Origin of the sequence: Neobacillus sp. SuZ13 (assembly GCF_030123365.1) — a bacterium.
In the GTDB taxonomy this organism is placed as follows: domain Bacteria; phylum Bacillota; class Bacilli; order Bacillales; family Cytobacillaceae; genus Neobacillus.
Genome location: NZ_CP126107.1, coordinates 5,137,159 through 5,161,713 on the forward strand (window position 1 = coordinate 5,137,159; position 24,555 = coordinate 5,161,713).

The following is a 24,555-nucleotide window of genomic DNA, read 5'->3' on the forward strand; positions in this document are numbered from 1 at the left end:
TTCATTATTGATAAACAGGAATATCGTATAGCAGCGTAAATTGTGTTAGCGTACTTAACATCTGTGACATTCTCGTCGTTTGTTTAACAGCCCAGCCAATATCAGTTGCATATTGATGGGATGCATAACCATAGGTATCCATCGCTTCTGGATTCCAGCGCATTTTATAGAGCGTGTCTTGTCCTGCATGAATATACTTTTCAGCAGCAAACTTGGCACCGCCAATGATCGCTTTCTCGACAGTTGTCCAGCCTTGTTCATAGGCAAACTTGGCACCATAGTAATCAGGGTTGCTATCATAGGCACCCACGCCATAGACATTATAGACCGTTACACCATTCACTTTTATACCAGTGGCGAGCTTGCTTTTACCATTACCAGTTTCCAAGAGAGAATGACTAATAAGGTAGATTTCATTAATATGGTAAGTGTTGGCTGCTTTAATATAGGAACTTCCCTTACCAGCTAAAACCCCTTTACCATAAAGAATCCGGTTGTTCAACTCGGTTGCATTTGTCCCTGCCGGATGCGACAAGATTAAGAATTGCAAATACGTATCCGAATTGGATTGGAAGTTTAGAGGGTCCAGATAATATTCGACTTGTTCGGATGTAGCGGACAACCACTCTGCATCTTTATCGGTTACTGGCGAAGCATTTTTTTGCATATTTACCGCTTGATCTAAAGTCAAATCATAGACCGTTTTTCGTTGTTCACCAATATCTGACTTTTTAATATAGCAAATCACAACTTTTCCATTTACCGTGGCATAGGATTTATACCAATTTTCACTATAGTTATAAAATTTTAAAATCATATTCTGCGGATAATCTCTTAGAATCTTCGAATCTCTCGAAGGCAATGAATAAACATGAGTAGATGATCTTAATGTCAGACCTTGTAAAGTAGTATTCGAGAAGTTAGCTTGCTCAAGATCGTCCTTATGAATATAAACCGTCTGAACTTTCCCATTCACCGTTACATACGACTTTTTCCAATGAGCAGAATACGAATAATATTTCAAAATGGTTCCTGGTTTATAGCTTTTCAATACTTTCGCACCCCTTGTTGGAGAAGCGTACATCATGGTCGGATTTTTTAAAGCAATTCCTTCTTCTTTTTCCGACTTATCGACCAGTTGGTCCACTTGATCTTTTGCAAGATAGACAACTGTTGGAACCCCATTATAAGTCACAGTCGACTTATACCAATTGGATGAATAGGTATAATACAATAACCTTGCACCCGAAGGATAGACTTTTAAAACCTTTGAACCTTTTGATGGTGCTGAGTACATGTTTGTTGGATTTGCTACCGCAATCCCAGATTGTTTCACAGGATTAGTTGTTGGTTTTTCAATATCATCTTTATGAATATAAATTGTGCGAAGCTGACCATTCACAGATACTACTGATTTAAACCATTCAGAAGTATAAGTATAAAAAGATAAATAGGAATCTATGGCAAACGTTCGTAGCACTTGCGCATTTCTTGATGGTGAGCCATACATATTAGTCGGGTTCTTTGTGGTAAAACCTTGTTGTTTAACTGGATTAGAGATGACTTGCTCCACATCATCCTTGTTAATGTAGACGGCTTGTTGCACACCATTAACATTTACACTGGTTTTATACCAACCCGATGTATAGGTATAATATTTAAGTAGTGAGCCTTCACTATAAATCTTTACTACTTTTGAACTTCTCATTGGTGAGGCGTACAAATTGGTTTCTGCCTTGATCGCAATTCCCTCTTGTTTTTCAGGATTGCTTTCAGCTTGTTCAATATCATCCTTATGGATATAAACGGTTTGATATTTACCATTGACATTCACACTCGTCCTAAACCATTGTGATGTATAAGAATAATAGAGTAAGAATGAACCCTGGCGATAGGATTTTACCGCATTAGACGTTTTTGTTGGTGAGGCGTATAAGTTGGTCGGATCCTTTAACGCAATCCCTTCATATTTTACCGGGGTGGATGTAACTAAATCAATCGCACTTTTTGGAATGTAACCTGATTGCTCGGCTCCATCGACATTGACCGTAGTAACATACCAATCAGCTGAAAAATCATATACTTTTACTAAAGTACCTTCTGTATATGTCTGAAGGCTGGTTGAGTCCGTAGAAGTTTCGGCAAAGACATTAGTCACTGGCAGGATCGTTATCCCTGTAAGTTCGACCTCTACATTCGCAATTTTTTCCGCCGTCACATTGTCTTTTTCCACCATTGTGGTTTCTTTAACTTCTGTTACTTGATGCTTCTCTTCTGTTACTTGATCCTTCTCAACTGGAGCAGCTGTTGTTTCAGTTACAGATTCCTCTTCAACCGCAGCTTTTGTATCCTCCATTACTTGATTCTGGTTAATCGTAGCTGTAGTATCCTGATCTTTCTCGACAGCAGTTATTGCTGCCTCCGTCGGACTCCCCTCTGCAAACGCAGGTAAAGGGCTCATTGTTGTGAACAATAAGCCTGCGATAGCGGCATGCCCAACAATTTTTCTAACCTTCTCCATAATACCTCCCTAAAAGTGGTAAATAATTTTTTAAGAGACCAATTGACCCCTCAGTCCTCTACAAAGTTTGACCTTGAAATGAGAATCATCGTGTTCTCTATAAATCTAGCAAAATCCAAATGTAAAACTTCAAGAACATATTTCAGTAGACGAACTATTTTCTATTGTAACAATATAGTTATAGAATTTTAATCTATTTTTACAAATTACGACAAATTACTTATACCAAAAACGACATTTTATGGGACTTTTATCTCGCAACCACAAAAAAAAGAACTATTCCCAAATTGGAAAATAGCTCTTTTGAATCTTGTCCTAGATTACTTTATATTTTTAGGTTGATTTATTTGGCGAATCGCATCATAAACCCTTTTACAATTATCTTGATCCGTAAAGGAATAAAATTGATTCACACGTTCCTGGAACGATGCTTCCATTTGGCAATTTTGATTCATATATTGTATAATTCTGTCCGCTACCTGCTCACTTTCAGTCAAGACATCACCAAACCCCATTGTTTGATAATCAAAATACCCTTCTGCCAAATGGTTCATTCCAAATTGATAATAAACCACCGGTTTCTTTAAATAAGCAAAATCAAAGGCGACCGAGGAAAAATCCGTAACCAGTAAACTGGATTGATTAAAATTATCACGATAACTGCTATTCATGTCCGCCACTTCAATCGAATCATCAATCTGATAATCCTTCAACTGCTGCCTGATATTAGGGTGTGGGAAAAAGACTAGCTTATAACCTTTTTCTTTTGCCGCATTTAATAACTTATCATTGTTCAGCAGATCATTGAAGGCTTTAAAGTATTCCGATTCCTTAAAGACAGGATTATATTCGCGCGTTCCAGTGATTGGATTTAGCTTTGCTACCAAATCGCTGCGCCATGTCGGCATGATGAGAATCCGCTTCTTATCATCATTTTGCAATTTATCAAAGCGCGGAAACCCTGATAATAAGACCTCATTTTCCGTGTAATCATAATGGCCATTTACAATCGAATCGTATTCTTGGTTGGCCGCCGTGATAAATAAACGAATATTCTTTTTATATTTATTTAACCAACTTGAAATATCGTCCTTAGTGATACCGTGTTGCAGGAAAATAAAATCATATGTAAATAAATCCTTAAGATACTTTTTCATTTTCCCAAATGGATTGACAATAAACTCATCGGCATGAGAAGAAATCAATTTGTCGGCAAGTAATAAATAACGTTTATGCTGGCGCGATCCATACGGAATAACATTGCCAATCTTTTGAAGGCGTTTAAAATCTTCACTATCTTGATTTATAACGAAGTATTTCTGAATTCCGTCTTGTTGCTTTGTCGCATATTCAAACAGGACTTCCGCATTATCATCGGCTTTGTTTACCCGGTCCATAAATAACCAGATGGGCTTCTTTTGAAAGAAATGCTTTTGAAGAAAATGATCTAACCTGACCAATAACGCCCTTCTGGAGCCTGGTTTATTCATTTTATATAAAGTTTTAAGAACAGCAATTTCTTTCCCGCGGATTAATGTAAATTCACTTTTTCTAACCAGGAATTGCTTCTTCTTTTTTTGATAAATAACTACGTATCCATTTTTATTAAAATAAGAATAACTATTATCTTTTAAATGGCTTTGCCCGCTAAATAACACATCTAACTTTACTTTACTCTCATGAACGATCGCATAAAAAGAAATTTTTAGTGATTTACTCTGTTTTCCTATTTTAGCTAATGGAAAGTTGAATTTAATCCCTATGGCCTTTTTTATGTTTTTCCCAAAGACATTAATATCTTTATAAAAACGTTCGACAATTTGAGCCTCAATCATTTCACCATTAACCGCTGCAACAATTTTTGTATCACTATTTTCAAAAAGAGAAGTAAAATGACCTTCAATAAAAAGCTGCTTACTTTCAATATTGATTAACTCTACCGCAAATTGATGCTGGTCCAAAGCATCCCTGACCTGATCGCCGTGTAATAAGACCGCATTATTAGGCGAATAGAATGGTTGGTAAAAATCAGTAGAATTCTGACCGGACTTAATTCGTAACAAATAATTTTTCCGATACAAATTTAAATGCTTCTGTTCCAGAATGATATCATCATCGATATAGCTTAGCAGGTCTCTAAGCTTTTTGAGGAACTTTTCCGTTTCTTCTGCAGTCATGAGTACATTTAAATCATTATTATTAAGACGCCACTGCAAATCATACATTATCATATATTGAAAATATTTAGGGACAAATCCTAAAATCTCCAATGACATATTAATAAACGTAAACGAAAAGTTCTTCAAACTGTGTAAATAATAGTCCTTATCCTGTAAGGCCTGCTGGGTCGCAGAAGTATTGGTGCTTCGTTTACGGTAATGGTATTTAGCCTTTTTTACAACACCATATTCACACTTCTTTAAAATAATCCGATTTAACCATTCTGCATCTTCCCCATATTTTAGGGTTTCTTTAAATCTTTGCTCGCCAATTGCCGTCCTTCGAACAAACGAACTTGATGCAGACATTTGAATAAAGCGATGGTCCTTTAGAATATTGATGATTTTATTGGATGCGTATTTATAGTTAAGTAGATGCTCACCTTTAGCTTGGTCAAACCAAAAGATGGGTATGGAAACAACATCGATGTCTTTGCCCTGCTTTTCAAAAAAGTTATAGACCTTTTCTAAGGCATTTAATGATAATTTATCATCTGGATCGAGGAAGTTAACATATTTCCCCTTTGCCGCCTCTAACCCCGCATTACGCGCACTACTTACCCCTTGGTTTTCTTGATCAATAAAGACGATATTATTCGGATACTTTTTTTGAAACTTTTTACATAGTTTCCCACTTTCATCTATGCTTCCATCGTTAATCAAAATCAATTGAATATGCTTGTCGAAGTTTATCGTTTGGTTAATAATACTTTCGACAGCTTCTTTTAAATAATCTTCAACATTATACACCGCCATAATGATCGAAAAATAAAAATCATTATAAGACCGATTTTCTGGCTCCAAATTTACTACCTCCGAAAGAATAGATTAGAAAAAGGGCAAACATCAAGTTTATTGATTTTCACCCTGCCCTGGATGTTTAAAATTTGTTAATGCAGGAGTTACAAATATTGAGTTGATATTATATAGCAGGACAATTTGGTCAATATTGTTTTTCTCCACATATTTTTCGATGGGCATTTTATTGTAATGACGTAGATCTAATACATGCGTCTCTTTATAATGTGGAACAAGAAATTGAATAAATGCATTGGCATAAGAATCCTTTATCACTAATACCTTTTTTCCGTTTGTTTTATTAGGATTGGTAATTAACAATTGAGCGTAATCCCCACCTAAATAAGCTTGATAACGGTTGGTGTAGGGATCTTCCATTGTTAAAAAATCCATATTATATAATCCACTTCTTGTACGATTTCCCCATTTCATCGTATACGGCTGATGTTTTTCTTTCAGCTGGGCCACTAAAATCGTATCAGTCTTCTTAGCATTGGCACTTGTTGTTTTCCGAGCATCGGAACCCAAAAACGGTTTTCCAGATAAGTTCCATGTGTAATCGTTATATTGGTAAACCTGGTTATCGGTTTGCTCATTCGCATTAATCTCAGACATGACATTTTGATACGCATAAAAGGCAGCTTTTGCTTGCCAATGATGGTCTGAATAGAAAAACATATAGTCTTCATTCATATGCTTAGCAAGGGCGTTACGGGAGTCAATCGGATGGGACGCTTTTCCAAGCTCTTTATAAAGAAGGTTCATATTTTTTTGACCAAAGCTTGGAAAATAGGCAGGAAATTTATCCTCCATCATGGTTGATTTATTCGGCATTAATGCGGTATACACACTGATGTTCTTTTTAGCAAGGTTTGTCGCAAGTTCATTAATTCTTGCCGCTGTTTGTTTCGCATCAGCAGGGGTGACCTCGGCAATTTGTGATAACAGATACCCATCATCCGCCACATAGACATCCTCAATAATATTTTGTCTGAAGAAATTCTTATTAATTAAGGCATTCGTTTCAATAAATGAATCACGCATCGGAAATTGATCATTGTAATATTGCTCAAAACGCTTGGAATACTCCCCAGTCAGTAAATTATCCTTATTTAAATCAGGCCTTTGCGCTAGCTTTCGATTTTCTAGTAACGACATGGACTTCGATGGGGTCACAAATGTAAAAATAAAGAAACCGAAGATCGTTAACAAAAAAATAGCTATGACGGCGAGGCCTTGTACATTAGCTTTTTTCATAATTCCCTCCATACTCATTAAAACCGGAAATAAATAAATGGATTGAAGGTGGACGATACCACGCTAACAAGCGTTAAAAAGAAAATAACAGCATAACTTGCTGTGACCACAATATCTCTGCCGCTGGCGATTCCTGATGTCCCCGGTTTTATAACTTGGTCTTTGAGAACTTGGAATACAGGCGTGGCCGCAATAATAGCAATCAATAGGACGATTCCATATTGGGATAGGTAAAAGCTTGCGTGCTGATCCCATATCGGGTTGCCATTCGCAAAAAACATCACTTTTAAATAATTAAACCCATACGTAAATGTTTCGGCACGGAAGAATACCCAGCCAATCATCACGGCAATAAGGGCGTAAAGATGTTGGAATACCCTTGGAATACTTTTGATCCATTTCAATAAAAATGCTTTTTCTAACATGATTAACACTCCGTAATAAACACCCCAGGCGATGAACGTCCAGGCGGCACCATGCCAAATCCCAGTCGCAAGCCAGACAATGAACAAATTACGATAGGTTTTATATGTCCCACCGCGGTTTCCACCTAAAGGAATATATAAATAATCCTTAAACCAGGTACTCAAGGAAATATGCCATCTTCTCCAAAATTCCGTTGCGGAACGCGAAATATACGGATAATTGAAGTTCTCAAGAAAATCAAAGCCAAACATTCTGCCTAAGCCGATTGCCATATCGGAGTATCCCGAAAAGTCAAAGTAGATTTGTAATGAATAAGCAATGATACCAATCCACGCCATCCCCACCGACATTTCACCTGCAGGCATAGAAAACACTTGGTCGGCGACCCAGCCGCAATTATTGGCTAGAATCATTTTCTTAGCTAAGCCAATGATAAATCGTTTCGTCCCATACGCAAATTTCGATAACGATTCTTTCCGTTCATCGATTTGATGAGCCACTGTGACATAGCGGACAATCGGTCCAGCAATCAGCTGTGGAAACAACGCCTTATACATTGCCATGTTGATGAGATTTTTTTGCGCTTTCGCATCTTTTCTGTACACATCAATCACATAGCTTAGTCCCTGAAAGGTAAAAAAGGAGATTCCTAATGGGAAAGGGATATTTCCTAATTCTATCGTTGTTCCAAACAGTTCATTAATGTTATCGACAATAAAATTGGCGTATTTGAAAACAATCAAAATGGAAAGGTTCGCAAAAATAGTTACCCCCATTACCCACTTAACCAAGACATGTTTTTCCCTATTTTGATCAACTAACAGGGCAAAAACATAATTAAGTACAATGGAGAGAAACAAAAATAACACAAACTTTGGTTCACCCCAGGCGTAAAAGAACAAACTCGCCAATAGTAAGATGGTGTTCCTTAACTTTCGGGGTGCCAAAAAATATAAAGTTAACGTGAGAGGTAAAAATAAAAATAAAAATACGGTTGAACTAAATAGCACGATTTTTATCCTCCGTAATTCTCTGATTGTTTTTGAAAGGATGGGTCCTCACCCAGCAGGACTCTTTTGACTACTTTCTCCGTAGATTTCCCATCATGCCAACTGCAGAATCGTTCATAAAATGCAGCGTATCTATCGGAGTACCGCTCATTTATCTCAGCAATGTTCGCAATTGCATCAATGACAGCATCACTTGTCCGCAGCAATGGCCCTGGGCCTTCATTTTCAAAATCCAGATAGAACCCTCTTAATTGGTCCCGATACTTATCAAGGTCATACGTAAAGAATAAAATCGGGCGCTTAAGATTGGCGTAATCAAAAAATACAGAAGAATAATCAGTGATGAGAATATCCGAAATCAGGTATAATTCAGCAATATCATCATACTTTGAAAGATTGAACGCAAAGCCATCCAAGCCTTCCACATTAATATCATCCGCAATAAAATAGTGCATCCTTAGTGCGACCACATAGTCATCCCCAAGGGTTTCCTTCATTTTGTGTAAATCCAGCTGCAGTTGAAATTTATACTTGCCAGGCTCATAAAAGTCATCGTCCCGCCAAGTTGGTGCATATAGTACTACCTTTTTGTTGTCAGGTATTCCAATGTTTTTCTTTACTCTTGCCACAATTTCTTCTTTTTGCGGTGAGTAAAGAACATCATTTCTTGGGTAGCCGAACTCCAGCATTTCGTTATCAAACTTAAAAGCGCTTCGAAAAATTTCCGAAGAATAGCGATTCGGCGATAATAAATAATCCCAGGCACGTGACTGCATATAGAAATCCCGCTTATATCTTGGATTGGCTGAATAGACATCCTTCATATCAAAAACCAATTTTTTAAGCGGGGTACCATGCCAGGTTTCTAAAAAGACATTTCCCTCGCGTTTAACAAGATGCAGCGGCTGCCGCATATTATTAATCCAGTATTTTGATACCGCAAAATAGTAGTAATAGGCAAGGCTGAATCGTTTCACAATTTTTGCATTCCCAGGGATTTGACGATGTTTATCATTAAATACCCAAATACATTTATAATCAAGATTGTTTTCAATGATATATTCGTAAATATTACGGGGACTATCCGAATAGTTTTTTCCTAAGAAACTTTCAAAAATAATGTAATTATCTTTCATCGGGAATCTTAAGAAAAATTTATTATAGATGTACCTTTTAAGCCTAGTGAACCCTTTTATCGCATTTTTAAAATCCCTTGCTTCTACATGGAATCTATATCCTTTGATGAATTTATTTTTATTTCCAGCCCGTAACTGGTTCACTTCCCTTTTAATATGACTAGGCTGGGAAGTAATGCTCGCTGGATTAAGTATTTTCATCGCGGACGACAATAAGTTAAAGAATTCATCTAGGTGTTTTTGATCTTTAAAGATATTAATAACCTGTCGTCGGTAAAACCTGAGAAGGAGCCCGTCCAAATATTCCTTAACTGGTTGAGACGTTCCATACTGCTGATTCATTTCCATATAGACTTTGATAAAATCACGGGTTCTCTCTTGAATAGAACGTTGAACGAGACTTGGATTAGAAATCGGGTCATTACGAACACGTTGAAAATATGTACGGATATTTAAGCTTGGTAAACTTTTGACGTATAAGAGAAACGGGATGATCCCTGATATATCTGTGGCGCCTTCTGTTCCCTCATAGAAGCGAACCATATGTTCTTTGATAAAACTGCTCCGAATCAATACATTCAAAATACTTCCGCTATGGAATATTTTTTGACTTGGTTTAGGGGTCACGATGACTTCTAACGGCTGTGGAACCTCTAAATCCGTCGGCCTCAATAATCTTTTGGTTCTCCCTGCAATCGCAGGTGCCTCCTCAATATGAGCCAAAAGGATTTCAATCGCTTCTTCTGCTAGGATGTCTTCGCTATCTAGAAAAAACACAAACTCCCCTGTCGCAGAACTCAAGCCTTTATTCCGTGAGTAGGCTACTCCCTGTTTTGATTCATTTTTTAAATAGACAATTCTTTTGTCGTCTTGCAACGTTTCAATGTATCCTGTATTTTCTGCATCCGAACCATCATTTATGATAATAATCTCCAAATTCATATAGGTTTGTGATAATACGGAATTTAAACAGTCTCCGATGAATTCCATGGAGTTATAATACGGGATTATGATTGATACCGTCGCTTTTTGTTTAGTATACATACTTTTTCTGTCACACTCCCTGAAATTTCGACAATATTCCTATTAGATTTTAACAATTAATCATTGTTATGTATAGAATTTGTTAATTCATACAATTTAATCTGTTTGTAATTTATTTGTGTTATGAAAATAACAGAAAATCAAGTAAAATGATTGGGGACATACTGTAGATAGACACCATAAGGAGAAGGATCCAACATATGAGAAAGTATTACTTAGATTGGCTGCGTGTTTATGCAATTATTGCAGTCGTAATGATTCATGTTAGTGCTGGCGTTGTTTTAATTAACCTTTTTAAGCATAACTCTAGCTTTTTTCTGGCTGGAAATCTTTATGAAACACTTTCACGCTATGCCGTTCCCATTTTTTTCATGATTAGCGGTGCCCTCATGCTGGGCAGACGAGAGGATCTTCAGATTAAAGGATTCTTGCTGAAAAGGACAAGTAAAATTTTAGTCCCTTTAGTATGCTGGAGTTTTTTCTATTATTTATACAAAGTTTCGAAGGGAACCTTTGAGTTTTCAGTGCCGCAATTTTTCCGTTATTTATTAACTGATCAAACTAACTACCATTTATGGTTTATGTATGTGATTTTAGGTCTATATTTGATTACCCCCATTCTTGCAATTTTCATCAAAAATGCCAAACGGGTAGAAATTGAATACTTTTTACTGTTATGGGGAATCGCAACAGTGGTAAGTGCATTTGTCAGGTATTTCTTCGGATTTACCTATAAATTAGAACTGAACCATGTCGCTGGAAGTATTGGATTTTTTGTGCTGGGCTATTACCTTGACCATTTTGATTTCACAAAAAGAGCAAAACGAAGTATATACATAGCGGGTTTAATCGGGTTCGTGCTGACCTTTATCTTGACCTATTGGTATACAAAAAATAGCAATGGTCAACTTGATACGTACTGGTATTCCAACTTTGCGCCTAATGTCGTGTTGGTTTCCATGGGGATCTTTTTAGGGATGAAGTCGCTGAACATGAAGAAGGCACTTCCTCCAGTGCTTAATTTACTCAGCATCTATAGTTTTGGAATCTATCTTGTCCATGCTTTAATTATCTACTTACTTAAGGATTACTCGCTGTTCCTTGATAGTAATCAGATTCACCCATTGATATCCGTACCAGTCAACATTATCATCATCCTCATCATCAGCACACTTGTGGTTTATGTCATTAAAAGGCTGCCACTTTTAAATAAGCTGATACCCTAACCACATCAAAAGGGCTGCCTCTGCGGCAGCCCTTTTTGTGTTCTACTATTGTAAGTAAATTTTAATGGTATCGCGGTCAAATACATTTTAAACCTTATTAAATGGTAAGATTATAATCGCTTGTCCTTCCAAAAATTCTTTACTATATGTTTTTGCGGGTTATAGACCTCTAATGTATAGCCTTTTTTACGCAGATAATCAATAATAATTGGAAGCTGCTGTGCTGTTCCTTTTGAATCATGGAATAGAATCACGATTGGTCCCTTTTTACCTTTGAGTCCTGATTTAACTCTTGATGTAATCGTTTTGGGACTTGTTCGATTATATTTCCAATCAAGTGTATCAATGTCCCAGTCCCACATCTTAAAGCCCTTTTTCGCTAATGCATCCCGTAATGGTTTCTTCATATAGGGTTTGCTTCCATAAGGCGCGCGGGTTAACAAACTATTAAACTTTGAAACTCTTAACAAAGTTTGCCGTGTTTTTTCCATTTCAACTGCAACGTTTTTAGAACTTCCACGATATAATTTTTTAACACTGTGGGAAACACTATGTAATGCTGGATAATTCCCTTCTTTAATCATCCTCTTAACGGTTTTTGGATTCCGTTTAATATTACCTTCAATCATAAAAAAGGTCGCATGCGCTTGTTTCTTTTTCAAAATATCAAGTATTATAGGCGTGTATTGATTTGGTCCATCATCAAAGGTCAGATAAACAACCTTACTAGCTTTTTTTTCGTTTGCGTATGTTTTATTTGTTGAAAAAAGGCAGGTACTAAGCAGCAGCAACATCGCTAGAATGACCGTGGTTGTTTTTTTTAACATATCTTTTTCCCCCTCTAAAATAAAAAACTCTAAATCTTCTATTCTAAGATATGCAATTGACACTTTTCCTTTTTTCCTTAAGTCCCGTGCAAAAGAAAAATCCTCAATGATGAATAATCCTGCATTATTCCAAACAACCTATGGATACAATTAGATCGTTTTCCTGAGGTGAATGATATATGGAAGATAAACCATTTATTTTTTCTAGAAATATGACCGCGATTGCAAAGGGACTTGCCATCGTCTTAATGGTCTATCACCATTTATTTGCTTTTCCCAACCGTATTGCTGCTGTCGATTATAAGCCGATTATGATGGTTGATAACTTACCTTTAGACCAGCTCATTGGTGAATTTGGGAAACTATGTGTGGCAATTTTCCTATTCTTAAGCGGATTGGGTCTTTATAAAAGCTTCGAATCAAAACATAAATTCACCTTTCGCCAGGGGTTCAAAAGAGCAATCAACTTTTTTACACTTTATTGGCTTGTCTTTTTTATTTTTATTCCGATTGGCCTCAAATATTTTGATGATACGGTAAGGTATGCGTGGAACTCTAAACTTTTTATTTATAATTTATTTGCCCTGATTCATACCTATAATGGCGAGTGGTGGTTCATCTCTGTTTATATTGAATTGGTACTGCTTTTCCCTGTGATTGTAAAATTGGTTGAAAAATGGCCAACTTTGACAAGTTACCTCTCATTTATTTTTTTGTTTCTTTCTGCTTTCTTTTTACACGTTGATGAATTTTTTTCTAACTTGGAATTAGTTCAGATTGCAATCAACCATTTAGGTACGTTATTTCAATGGCAAATCATGTTCATTACCGGGACCTACTTTTCCAAATATTCTTTATTTGAAAAAATGGATGCATTTTTCTCTAAAGTACACTTAAATAATAAAATCGTGTTTATGCTGCTTCTTGTTCTCTACTTTTATTTTAGACAATACTCTTTCAAATTTATTATTGAAACAAGAGGCCCTGAAATAGAAGGAATCTTTAACTACTCAGATTTTATTCTAGCACCTATGGTGATTTTCTCGTTTGTGAAACTAGTTCAAAATATCACCATTCTAGAGTGGTTATTCCTACAATTAGGGAAACACTCAACGATTATTTGGCTGACACATACCTTTTTTATTTATTACTTTTTTCAAGAAATGAGCTTTGCACCTTACTATTCAACTCTAATCGTGATTTGGGTGTTTATCTTAACCATCATGGTTTCAATCGGAATAAACTTCATAATCCGTCTGGCTCATATACCATTTTTCAAAAGAACGAGGATGGGAACGTCTTAATAATAACTAATTGCTTGACTTCCAAACTGTTTCCATCCCTCAACAAATGATTTAATCGGGCGCTTTTTATTCTTTGTTCCATCTAATGGATCATTGAAATAAACATATTTGGAATCATAACCAGTAATCACAACCGAATGTTCTTTATAGGTAATTCGAATCATTCCATGTGAGGTATACCATGTCTGCCAATAAGAATTAGGAACACGGCTGAACCAGCTTGTATTAATGATCCAGACTGGATGACCGGCACTAACATAGCTTAAAATCGTATCAAAAGATTTTCCAGTCAGATTTTTAATTCGATTTGGTTTATATTTTTCAGCCAAAGCTTCAATGGGTTTGTTAAACACGCCGAATCCCGGTTTATTGAAGGTATACATATTGCCGACAAACCCATAGTTAGGATGACCAAAATAGATTTTGCCATTTTTTCGTTTCAGTGTGGCCGGGTCCTTTTTCACTTGTTTGGCGAGTGTCATTTTATTTACTTTTATACCAGTATAATTCAATAACATTGTTATACTTGTTACTTCACACCCACGTGGTAATTCGGGCATTTGTTTAACCATCGGTACATTAAGTATTCTCTTTTTTTGTCTTTTCTGTGATTTGACGATGACTTTTCTTGATAAGCTTTTATTTTTTGCTGAATCTACTGAATAAATCTCCAATATACTTCCAATTTTTTGCTGTGGAATTGGAAAAGAATAATTCCCGTTTTTGTCCGCAGCTTGCTTTAAATAATATTTTGAATTCCTTTTTACATATACGATTGAATTTGCCTCTGCCTTCCCTTTAATCGTAAAGGATTTATTGGTCAGATTATTTACCGTAGGTATTTTCGGCGGAGTTTTATCAATCACGCCAGTGGCTGCCTCTGTCTTACCCGAATTGGCTGCCAAAAGCAGCAAAATAAACAAAGATACGATCCATTTGATTCTCTTCATTTCTTTCAACCCCTCCTATTAGAATGATGTAAAAAAGCTAGGGGTGGATGCTCCCTAGCTAAGACGATAAAGTTACATGCTTACACTAAGATCGGTAATATATTTACTAGCGACATATCCAACTCTTCCACCGATATCAACAACATAGTAATCTTTATCCCTTTTGAAAAAATAGTAATCTTGATTTTTATTAATATAGGCAATGACCTTACCTGAAGTGGTTTTGTCGACCACAGGTGTTTTTGCCTTCATTTTAATAATGCCAATTTGGGGAAGATTTGTAGCCCAGCCGCTTACCGTTGCTTTCTTTAAGGAAACCACCGATTTCTTTTCGATATAACCGGTTCCTTTCCCAAATTTGACGCCAAACCAAGTACCCTTACTTGAGATAATTTTCAGAGTTTGGTATTTTTTCAATGTTCCAATCGCAAATGCTTTGCTGCTATTTTGATAGATAGTTACATCTGCTTTACTCTTAAAATATGGAGCGGAAGCCTTCGCTTTATGATGCTTATTAACGATAGCTGCTAACCCAGCAATGACCTTTTGTGACTTCTCATAGGAAATACCTCTTGTCATAATCGCTAATACGTAAGGGTTTTTGTCATACACAATCGCTGCATCGTTATAGATTCGATCCATTGGAATCATCCCTACCTTGTGGGCAACAGCTGTGCCCTTAATCCCACGCGGTATCGTTGTATTATAGACGGTCTTTTTCAAATAGCCGACAAGTTCTTTTCCTAGCGGGCTTTTATTCGAGAATAGATAGAGCCTTTTCGCATAAATCGTTAAATCTTTTGCCGAAGTTAAATTTTGCCCATTCGGATAGGCATACTTGCCGCCCACGCTTTTCATATATTTAATAAAATTTTGTTGTCCGACTCGTTCCTTTAACATGATAAAGGCAATATTATCACTATAAATCATCACTTTTTTAACCAAATCTCGAATCGTGTAGGACGTTCCAACCTTATCTTTTTGAATGACGCCACTGCCGCCATAGTAATGATAGCTCTTGTATTTCAACTTCTGATTTAAATTGATCTTGCCTTTAGCTGCTTGCTCCATAATATAGAGTGCAAGCGGCAGTTTAATCGTACTTGCCGCACGGCTAGAGGTCTTCCCTTTAATTTGAAACGTTTCCCCTGTAACCAAATCCTGATACTGGAGCATAACCAGACCGCCAGATTTTTTTATGTACTTGTTTAGTTCAACCGATACCTTCTTAGTAAAATCCTGATGCGCTGTTAATTCAGCTGCACTAGCCTGTGGGCTCGGTATAATCATGGAAAATACGAAAATAGCAATAATTATTCCTATTAAAAAACGTCCTGCCTTCAACTCTTTCCCCATCCTTCACAAAATTCTAACAATATACTAATTTTAACAAGAATATCCATTTTTTATATACCTTTTAAAAAAATGATTTTCATATTAAATTAATGAAAATCAAGTGGTTAGCATAAAAATGCACACGTAATTCATCTTCATGAAATACGTGTACATTGGTCTATTTAGTTAAATATGTCGAATAACTTAGACCATCAAATGTATAATAAACCTTCCAATACGTATAGTAGCCGAAAGAGGTAATAGGTTTTTTCGGGTAGAAATAGTAAGTTTGCCACGACTGTCCAGTGGTAATCCAGTCCTTCGGAGAATACGAGTAAATGACTTTGCCATTATTAATTTGCTGTACTTTAGTTACTTTTAGATTGCTATATCCACGGTTGTTTACATATAGATAGCCATTGTTATAGTAAATATTATAATTGGCCGAGAAATAATAGCTTGGCTGCTCACGAATATCTAAGGAAAGTTTTTTTGTTTTGACTTTTTTGGTGCCCTTTTGCCGTACATCTACAGCCACTTTGTAATCCCCATCATAATAAGGCGCCCAATATAATGATTTATTGCTGGAGTAATCCTGGACCGTGTACCAGTAGCCGTATCGATAGACTCTAAAGCGGTACTCTAAATAAGAACCTTTCGATTTTGCCGTAAAGTAAAAGTATGTTCCTGCAGCCTGCTTTGTACTAATATCTGATTTTAACGTTGGTGTCGAGAAGTACGATGGCTTAAAAATGGTAAAATTGCCTGTTTTCGTTGCTGTCTTTTTTGATAATTTGCTTCGGACTGTTACCTGTACCTTTGCAGCCCCGGCACTTTTTGGCTTCCAATAGGTGTAGTTTCTGGCTGAATAGTTCTGAATGGTTTTCCACTTTTTATTTTGGTAGACACTAAATTTGTATTCAAGGTTAACGCCTTTTCCCGCTGCCGACCATTTAATCGATGTAGAAGTCGGACGAGGAGAGGACATATTCGCCTTTAATGAAGTTACATAGACCTTGCCATCGGTAATGTCATAACTTATTTGCTTTGTGACGATTCGGTTTGGATATTGTGACCTGCGAACTTCCACTTTCAGGTTATATCTTCCTGAACGTGTTGGTTTCCATGAATAATAGTTTTTTGCGCCGAAAGATTGGACAACCTTTCCATTAACAGAAAATTGATATTGAAGGCCACTTTTATTGGTCTTCGCCCATAAGTTTATCGTCTTACCACTCAAATAGGGAGATTTAATATTTGGTGCAAACGAAGTAATCGCAAAATCAGGTTTATAGGCTGTAATTGTATATGATATTTCCTTTACCACTACTGCACTAGGAAATGCGGGATCTCTTACCTCAACTTTTATCTTATATGTACCGGGAGCTGTTGGTGTCCACTGGTAGGCATTTGAGGTACTGAAAGTTTTGACAATTTTGTTTTGAATAGAATATTGGTATTGAAGCCCCGTTTTACTTGCACTTGTTTGAAATGTTATCGTTTTTCGTTCGATTTGAGGGGATTGTAGATTAGCAGTCGGACTATCGATAGTGAAATCTGCGTCATATAATACTTCAGGCCAGAGGTAATAAGGCTGGCTTCCTATGTAGGAATATTCATCTGCATTTACAGAGATATAATAGATTCCTTTTTCTAATTTTGTATTCAAGTACCTATAATAATAGTCAGATTCATCATCATAAAAATAATCACTGCTGGCTACGGTATTACCGTTCACATCATAGATTGTTATAGCATACTCATCATAATAATAGTGGTTATCATAAGACTCATCATTGCCTAAAAATGAGTATAACGTAAACTCACCTTTTCTTTGCATTTCTATTTTGTAAAGATCTTTGTCTTCTTCACTTATAGTCCCTTGAACTTCATCTAGGGAGTGAATGGTCTGATTTACATCCTCAAATGTATCATTTGGTTCCACTTCTGTTACTACTTGGTTGTCCTGTTTCTTAAACCCAGCTTTTACATCAGACTTCTCTGCAAAGGCAATGTTTAAAGAAAAGGTAAATGACAGTATTAAAATAATTGAAGTAATAAATATCCTTTTCAATTTCGGTTCCTTCCCCCTATTGGAATTTTTTATCCAATAAATATTTTACCATATTAAATGGGATATATATCCTATCCTATTAAAATATTTTTCTAGTATTTAGGTACTTTTCTACTATTAAATTTCATAAAAATACCCCCGATAAGCTTAAGCTCGGGGGTATCAAATAACTTATTTTTATACAGTTACATGCTTCGTTTCCATCACTTTGCTTGGAAATTGGAAAACGGAAGCTGCCATATTCGCTGAACCTTCGTTAAAGTAAATCGTAAAATCTTAATGGTTCTTAACACCAGTTACGACTGGAGGTGTTCTATCGATAGTGAATACAATAGATGTTACATTACCTGCCATATCTGACACTACTAAAGTGTATACTCCTTCTTTAGGAACTACAGTGCCTGATTCCACTGGCTTACCATTTAATAATCCACCTAACTCATTAAATTTTAGGATAACAGCCTTTTTATAGATGCCATTGTCATTAACACCAATTACCACTGGTGCTGTTTTATCAATCATAAAATGAATGGTTGCTTTGTTGCCTGCTTGATCGGTTACTACTAATGTGTAGGTTCCTTCTTCTATTACAACCTTTCCACTTGTGAATTCATTACCATTTAATATAGCTGTTCCATTATCAAAGGTAATCGTTACATCATGATTGTAGATGCCATTATCAGATACACCAGTGATTGCTGGAGCCGTTTTATCAATCGTGAAATTCACAACGACTTGATTTCCTGCAGCATCTGTTACAACAAATGTATAAGTTCCTTCAGCAGACACCGTAGTTCCGCTTGTAAACTCATTACCATTTAATGTTGCCGTCCCATCGTTAAACGTGATAGTTACATCTTGATTGTAAATTCCATCTTCAACTCCACTTACAACTGGAGCGGTTTTATCAATTGTAAATGTTACCGTTGTTTTGTTGCCAGCTGCATCTGTTACCACTAATGTGTAGCTTCCTTCTTCAGTTACTACAGTTCCATTAGCAAATTCTTGATCATTTAATGTTGCTGTACCTTCATCAAAAGTAATTGTTACATCTTGATGATAGCTTCCGTTATTCTCTACTCCTGTTACATCAGGACTTGCAGTATCAGTGCCTACTAATTCAGTAGTGTTTCTTACACGAATACGTTCACCTTGTGCAAATGCACCTGATAAACCGACTGCTTCTAATGTGTCACCCTTTTTGAGAACAGGTACTGAACCGCTCTGATTCACGATGTAACCATCCGTAAATACTAACACTTCGCCAGTTCCATCATTAATGACATAAGAATTTTCGTCATACTTAGATACGACTTTACCTTTTACCTTAACAAGTAGACCTTGGTTTAAAGCAGATGTTGCTTCCCCAGTTGGTACCAGTTTTGGCTGGACAGGTTCACTAGATCCTAGTTTAATAACGTCTTTCGCGAAGCTAGTAAACTCTAACTCTTTGTTATTTTCAAATGTTTTAATATGTCCATAAACACGAACCTTGTCGCCGAGTTTCAATGACCCATCTGGTACTTCTAGGAACGCCATAATACCGCCTGTAGCATCTTGAAGATAGAAAGCATCAAAGAAATTACCTGCTGGAGTAGTTACCGTTCCTTCTACTACTACATCTGTTTCATCAGCTAATTGACGAACATCAGCTATGTTTGCCACTTTCATTTCACGATGTGCTAACCAGTTTACAGCATTGAACGTAAATTCATCGTTACCTTTCGGTTCATACGATTCATCCATTTGTTTGTTGTTAAAAATATTCATTCCTGAAACAATGATACGGCCATTTTCACCAATTTCCTCTGATGCGATTAATGGAATTTCTGAGCCGCCTGATGTGTCAGAAACTGCATCATAAGTGTATCCACCTTGGATATTTCCTTGGTACGTTGTTTCATTACCTTTTGCTAAAATTGTCACCTTACCAGTTTCTGTGAGCTTACCATTATTTACACCGGACAAACTTCCACCGCTATAGTAATCAATGAAAGATACTCTGTCGGTAATATGGTTGGATACAAGTCCTGGATGTACTCTGACTGCATAAGGGCTAACCGTTGGATCACTCCAGAAGTTACCGCTCTTACTTAAGTCAAATACTCCATCATTCCCCATACGGATAGCAGAACCGATATTACCTAATAGGTCATTATTAATAGTAGGGTCTGCACTGTTATTGCTCTTTCCTGCCATTAATAAAGATCCGCCGTTTTTCACGAATTTCGCAACAGCAGCATTTTCTTCAGCAGTTAAGCCAATTCTTGCATTTGTTAGTACTAATACTTTTACATCTGCTAAAACTTCATCTGTAAGGGCAACTTTATTTTCAGCTACTGTGTAGCCCTCTTTTTGAAGCATAAGCGTAAATGCAGTTAAGTTATTTTTGTATGTTCCACTGTCACTGCTCGTATTTTCGTTACCATGGTTGGCATCGATTAATACTTTAATACCTAGTGGTTCTTTAATTTTTACTGGTAATGAATATTTTACATCTCCAAGGTCTAGACCTTCATTTGATGTTACTACGACAATTAATTGATGGTCCCCTTTGATCGGACTTGCCCATGTTGCTGTTGCAGTTGCAGAGTTCTTCGTTAAAATAGAAGAAATATTATTTGTTCCAATGAAATTCTCAGGATTCACTTCATCGTAATAGAAGTCTACCTTTAAGTTTTTCACAACCTCTGTTCCGTTGTTAGCCACAGTTGCCTTTAATGTTGCTGGGTTGCCGCCAACAATCACATCACCGTCAATATCAATTCCGTTTACTTTTACATCAACAGATTCTTCTTTTGACCAGATTGGTGAAGAATAAATTCTTTCGCCATCCATTTGCGTAACCTTAACAACAAACCATTGCTGGCCGCCGGAAACTGTATAAGTTGGTGTCCATGTGAAGTCTTTTTCCATTGGTGTAATAGAATCAACTACTTGTCCACCGTTCGTAATTAATTCAACTTTAGAAATTCTATCATCTGACTTATAAGTAGTTGGAAGATAGCTATAGTCTGTACTATTCTTCGCTTCTGCTACTAAGTCACTACCCGATATTTTAAAGTTTAATTTTTTGCTATCAACTGTTGAACCCATATAATAGCCATTTGCTAAAACATCTAGCGTGAAGTTTGGATCTTCTTCCATGTATACACGCATATTACGCATCGAATGAAGTAGTGATGCTTCTGAAAGATCATCCGCAACGATTACCGTACGAGCGTTTACTTCTCCCCATGTTCCTTCATGGTTATCTTCACCATAAGTAGGGGCAACATGCCAGCCTAAATCTAGTGCTGAGAAGAATTTGTTTTCAGCATTGGCATAACCATAATGTCCTGATCCGTTACCAACCTCTAACATTGTAAATAATTTGTCTACATCAGAATTGTACGGTTTAAAATTGTTGAAGGCATTGGAAGACATATCTGGGTGGTTAAATTGACCCACGATATCATCATATGTCATAACCCATGCATAGTATTGATTCAAGTCTTGGTATTGCTTTCCATTGATGTTTCTATCGATAAAGTTTTGAGTTCCAAAGATATTTGAGTGGCCCCAAGTTGTTGAAGTCATTTCAAATGCTGGGAATACTACATATTCACCATTCTTTGTATATTGAGTTGCTAAGTTTTTCGTTAATTGCCACTGGTCTCCACCAGTACGTTCTTGCATGTTATCACGAACTACCGTATCAGTTCCCAACTTTTCAGGGTCGATATCGTGTGAGTGATCCGAGAACGCAAACCAATCATAATGATGCGCTTTACCAGCTATTAACGCAGCTTCTGGAGTACCAGCACCATCGTGAGAGATGTTTGTATGATTGTGTGTTGTACCACGGTAATGATTACCACCAGAGAAACGAGGTACCACTTCAAAGGTCCATTCTTTCACAGCCTCGTTGCCTTTTACGTCTTTAGCTATCACCTTTACAGTGTGAACGCCAAGTGCAAGTTCTTCTTCAGGTGTGTATTTAACCTGTGTTTTGCTGATTGTTGCAGCAGGAGCTGTAAGCTCGTTACCATCCAACCACATTTGCACAGACCCTTCTTCAATTCCACTTGGATCGTTAATTAAAGCAGTAATTTCAGGGTGTGGACTTTCCACTCTCGTTTCATTTTGTGGTTTTTCACCGCTGATTGTCGGAGCATCAGTATCTTCTTTTAATGTTACGGTAAACGGTGCTTCTTTTGTTCCTGCTGATTGAACTTGAATACCTGCCTTAGCTTCAATGTAATATTCGAAGCCATCTTGAGGTACATTTGCAGCTTCTAACGTAACTGTATAGCGGCCCTCGCTGCCTTTAGCCATTGGTAATGCAGTGTAATCAGTCGTACCAGTAGCTCTGTAATAAGTTGTTACAGATTCTGCACCATCCGCATTGGCTGCAAATTCTACATTTACACCTTTGTAAACTGATGTTAATGCTGTGTGTGTTATGCCAAGAATTGGCGCGATGTCACTAAGCTCTCGCGGGAAAACTTGGTATCCATTTTGCGGATTAACATTTGAAGAAAATTGACCTAATACACCTGTAACTGTATAGCTTTTACCAATCACAAGGTCTGTATCAGGTACGATTCCTGTTGGACTCATAACCCTTATCGTTGTACTTTTATTGTTTGCATCTACGAAAGTTACATTATAGTTTGCACCAGAAGCAGCTACGGCAGAAACTTTACCAGTTACTGTAACCAGCGTTCCTTCAAGCGGCTCAGCAGTTGCATACGTATTTAAATCAAGGATCGTTAATTGTGTAGGATTTGGTATTGAATTACCTTCACTGATTTTCTTAATGGATACTGGTTCAAATTCAGCTAAACCATTATACACAATGACTTTTCCTGTCATTCTTAATTTATCACCTTTTAACACATTGTATGGTGTAACTAAGGAAGAATTAAAAACGTTAATGCCTGCAGTGTCGTCTTGGATAAAGAAGTTTTGCTTTTGTGTTCCAAGAATTTGATTGTCTACTGTTGCAACCCCTTCAACAGTAAAATACTTATTTAAGTTGATCGTTTTTCCATTTGCATCAGAAGCACGAACATCTGCAAGCTTTGTCACCACTGATAAATCAGCTTTTGTAACTGCTACAGGCGTACTTTCTAGCATAATTCCTTTAGCGGAGCTTGTAATTTGTGTTACATAAACGGTATCAGGAGCATCCGCGATCGTTGTTGAAAAATCACCTGCTGTACCTGATTTTAACTGTTTTAATCTTTCAGATGGATTAGCTGTATCATTTGGATAAATATTAATCGTAGAGTTTGCTACAGCAGCACCTGTATTTCCAGTTAAATTACCTTGACCATTAATAACGGCATAATTTAATTTTGCACCTGTGATAGATGCACTAGGTGTGGCAATATTCACTTGAATGGCCGCACTTTCATCCATATCCGCTTGTGTTGCTGCAAAGTATAAAGATGTGAATGTTTTATCCGTCGTGAAGTTTATTGTAAAGGTTCCATCTTCTGCTGCTGTACCTGTAGCAAGAGCAGTTCCTTTAGTGGCACTTTCATATACTTTAATAACAGAGTTTGCCGCAACCGCATCTGCAGCACCTTTTACTGTTACTTCAGTACCTTGTTGGGTAACTTGAATATTAATTCCTTTTGGCTGCAAGCTGGTTACTGGAACCATTGGAGTTTCTGGTGTGCTAGCAGTATTTCTTACAGAAGTAATAGCACCAGTGTAAAAGTCGGCAGCATTGTCATCAGTATCCCATGCATTCCCTTTACCTGGAGCCGGATCAACGTTCGCATATGGACGACGTTGAACACTTGTTGTATTAGATGGAGCTTTTGTTGCAGCAGAACCTTCAAATGAAGTTGCTCCGCCCATACCAACGAAATCAACAGTATCCGCTGGTTTTGCACCTGATGCAGCTGTTGTTTTGTCCTTGAACAAGGCAATTTTTGCACCACCGCCAGCCATTGTTAATGCACCCGTTGCATCTGGGGTTGGTAGATTTGCACCAGTTGCCCCACCACCTTCAGCAATTAGGTAGTAGCCATGTGCTTTAATTGTCCCTGCTAATGGTGTAACCTGCCAAGTAGTTCCTGTTGTGGAAGCATATTGAACAGACCATCCGTCAAGAACAACATCTTGATTGGTAGGGTTATATAACTCGATAAAATCCTTGTTATATGGTGCCCCTGAGTTACCTCCCCCGCCAAAATATTGAGAGATAACAATATGATCAGCCATATCTGCATGTGCTCTAATACTTAGACCACTTGGCAAAAAGGTACTGATCAATAGAAGTGCTGCCATGAACATGCTCGTCCAGCGCTTAAACTCCCTATGTTTTGCTTTCATCCATCTACCACCCTTTGTAGTAATTTATTTTACCCTAGTAAAAAACGCTTACATTTCTTTCACACCAAGGGAATATATTACTCTATAATTCTATAAAA

General features: G+C 37.0%; 12 protein-coding genes. 2 read left to right on the forward strand and 10 right to left on the reverse strand.

What is annotated here, in order from left to right:
* Positions 1-4: 4 nt before the first annotated feature.
* From QNH17_RS25455 to QNH17_RS25475, 5 genes are all read right to left on the reverse strand, one after another.
* Positions 5-2,521 carry a glucosaminidase domain-containing protein gene (locus QNH17_RS25455; RefSeq protein WP_283875925.1) on the reverse strand — a complete coding sequence of 839 codons (2,517 nt, stop codon included), beginning with the start codon at positions 2,519-2,521 and terminating at the stop codon, positions 5-7.
* Positions 2,522-2,841: 320 nt separating this feature from the next.
* Entirely contained in the window at positions 2,842-5,544 is a 2,703-nt protein-coding gene (locus QNH17_RS25460) for a bifunctional glycosyltransferase/CDP-glycerol:glycerophosphate glycerophosphotransferase (RefSeq protein ID WP_283875927.1), read from the reverse strand.
* Positions 5,545-5,592: 48 nt separating this feature from the next.
* Positions 5,593-6,795: a DHHW family protein gene (locus tag QNH17_RS25465; RefSeq protein WP_283875929.1), complete on the reverse strand. Its 1,203-nt coding sequence runs from the start codon at positions 6,793-6,795 to the stop codon at positions 5,593-5,595.
* A 17-nt stretch (positions 6,796-6,812) separates the two neighbouring features.
* Positions 6,813-8,231: an MBOAT family O-acyltransferase gene (locus QNH17_RS25470; protein WP_283875930.1), complete on the reverse strand. Its 1,419-nt coding sequence runs from the start codon at positions 8,229-8,231 to the stop codon at positions 6,813-6,815.
* Positions 8,232-8,236: 5 nt separating this feature from the next.
* Positions 8,237-10,411: a bifunctional glycosyltransferase/CDP-glycerol:glycerophosphate glycerophosphotransferase gene (locus tag QNH17_RS25475; RefSeq protein ID WP_283875932.1), complete on the reverse strand. Its 2,175-nt coding sequence runs from the start codon at positions 10,409-10,411 to the stop codon at positions 8,237-8,239.
* A 200-nt stretch (positions 10,412-10,611) separates the two neighbouring features.
* Between QNH17_RS25475 and QNH17_RS25480 the strand changes: the two genes are divergently transcribed.
* Complete coding sequence (locus tag QNH17_RS25480; protein ID WP_283875934.1) at positions 10,612-11,637, forward strand: acyltransferase; 1,026 nt, start codon at positions 10,612-10,614, stop codon at positions 11,635-11,637.
* Between the two features lie 110 nt (positions 11,638-11,747).
* Here the strand turns inward: QNH17_RS25480 and QNH17_RS25485 are convergent, their stop codons facing one another.
* Entirely contained in the window at positions 11,748-12,464 is a 717-nt protein-coding gene (locus QNH17_RS25485) for a polysaccharide deacetylase family protein (RefSeq protein WP_283875935.1), read from the reverse strand.
* A gap of 179 nt (positions 12,465-12,643) precedes the next feature.
* On the opposite strand from QNH17_RS25485, the gene QNH17_RS25490 reads away from it, so the two are divergent.
* Complete coding sequence (locus tag QNH17_RS25490; RefSeq protein WP_283875936.1) at positions 12,644-13,768, forward strand: acyltransferase family protein; 1,125 nt, start codon at positions 12,644-12,646, stop codon at positions 13,766-13,768.
* Here QNH17_RS25490 and QNH17_RS25495 read toward each other — a convergent pair.
* The 4 genes from QNH17_RS25495 to QNH17_RS25510 all read right to left on the reverse strand — a co-directional run bounded on the left by QNH17_RS25495 (position 13,765) and on the right by QNH17_RS25510 (position 24,457).
* Positions 13,765-14,718 carry a C39 family peptidase gene (locus tag QNH17_RS25495; RefSeq protein ID WP_283875937.1) on the reverse strand — a complete coding sequence of 318 codons (954 nt, stop codon included), beginning with the start codon at positions 14,716-14,718 and terminating at the stop codon, positions 13,765-13,767. The two genes, QNH17_RS25490 and QNH17_RS25495, sit on opposite strands and share 4 nt — an antisense overlap.
* 72 nt (positions 14,719-14,790) lie before the next feature.
* On the reverse strand, positions 14,791-16,062 hold the full coding sequence (locus QNH17_RS25500; RefSeq protein ID WP_283875938.1) for a serine hydrolase: 1,272 nt from the start codon (positions 16,060-16,062) through the stop codon (positions 14,791-14,793).
* Between the two features lie 169 nt (positions 16,063-16,231).
* A complete protein-coding gene (locus tag QNH17_RS25505; protein ID WP_283875939.1) occupies positions 16,232-18,127 on the reverse strand; it encodes a triple tyrosine motif-containing protein in 1,896 nt (631 codons plus the stop codon).
* A gap of 276 nt (positions 18,128-18,403) precedes the next feature.
* Positions 18,404-24,457 (reverse strand): lamin tail domain-containing protein, encoded by a 6,054-nt coding sequence (locus tag QNH17_RS25510; RefSeq protein ID WP_283875940.1) that lies wholly within the window; start codon positions 24,455-24,457, stop codon positions 18,404-18,406.
* Between the last annotated feature and the right edge of the window lie 98 nt (positions 24,458-24,555).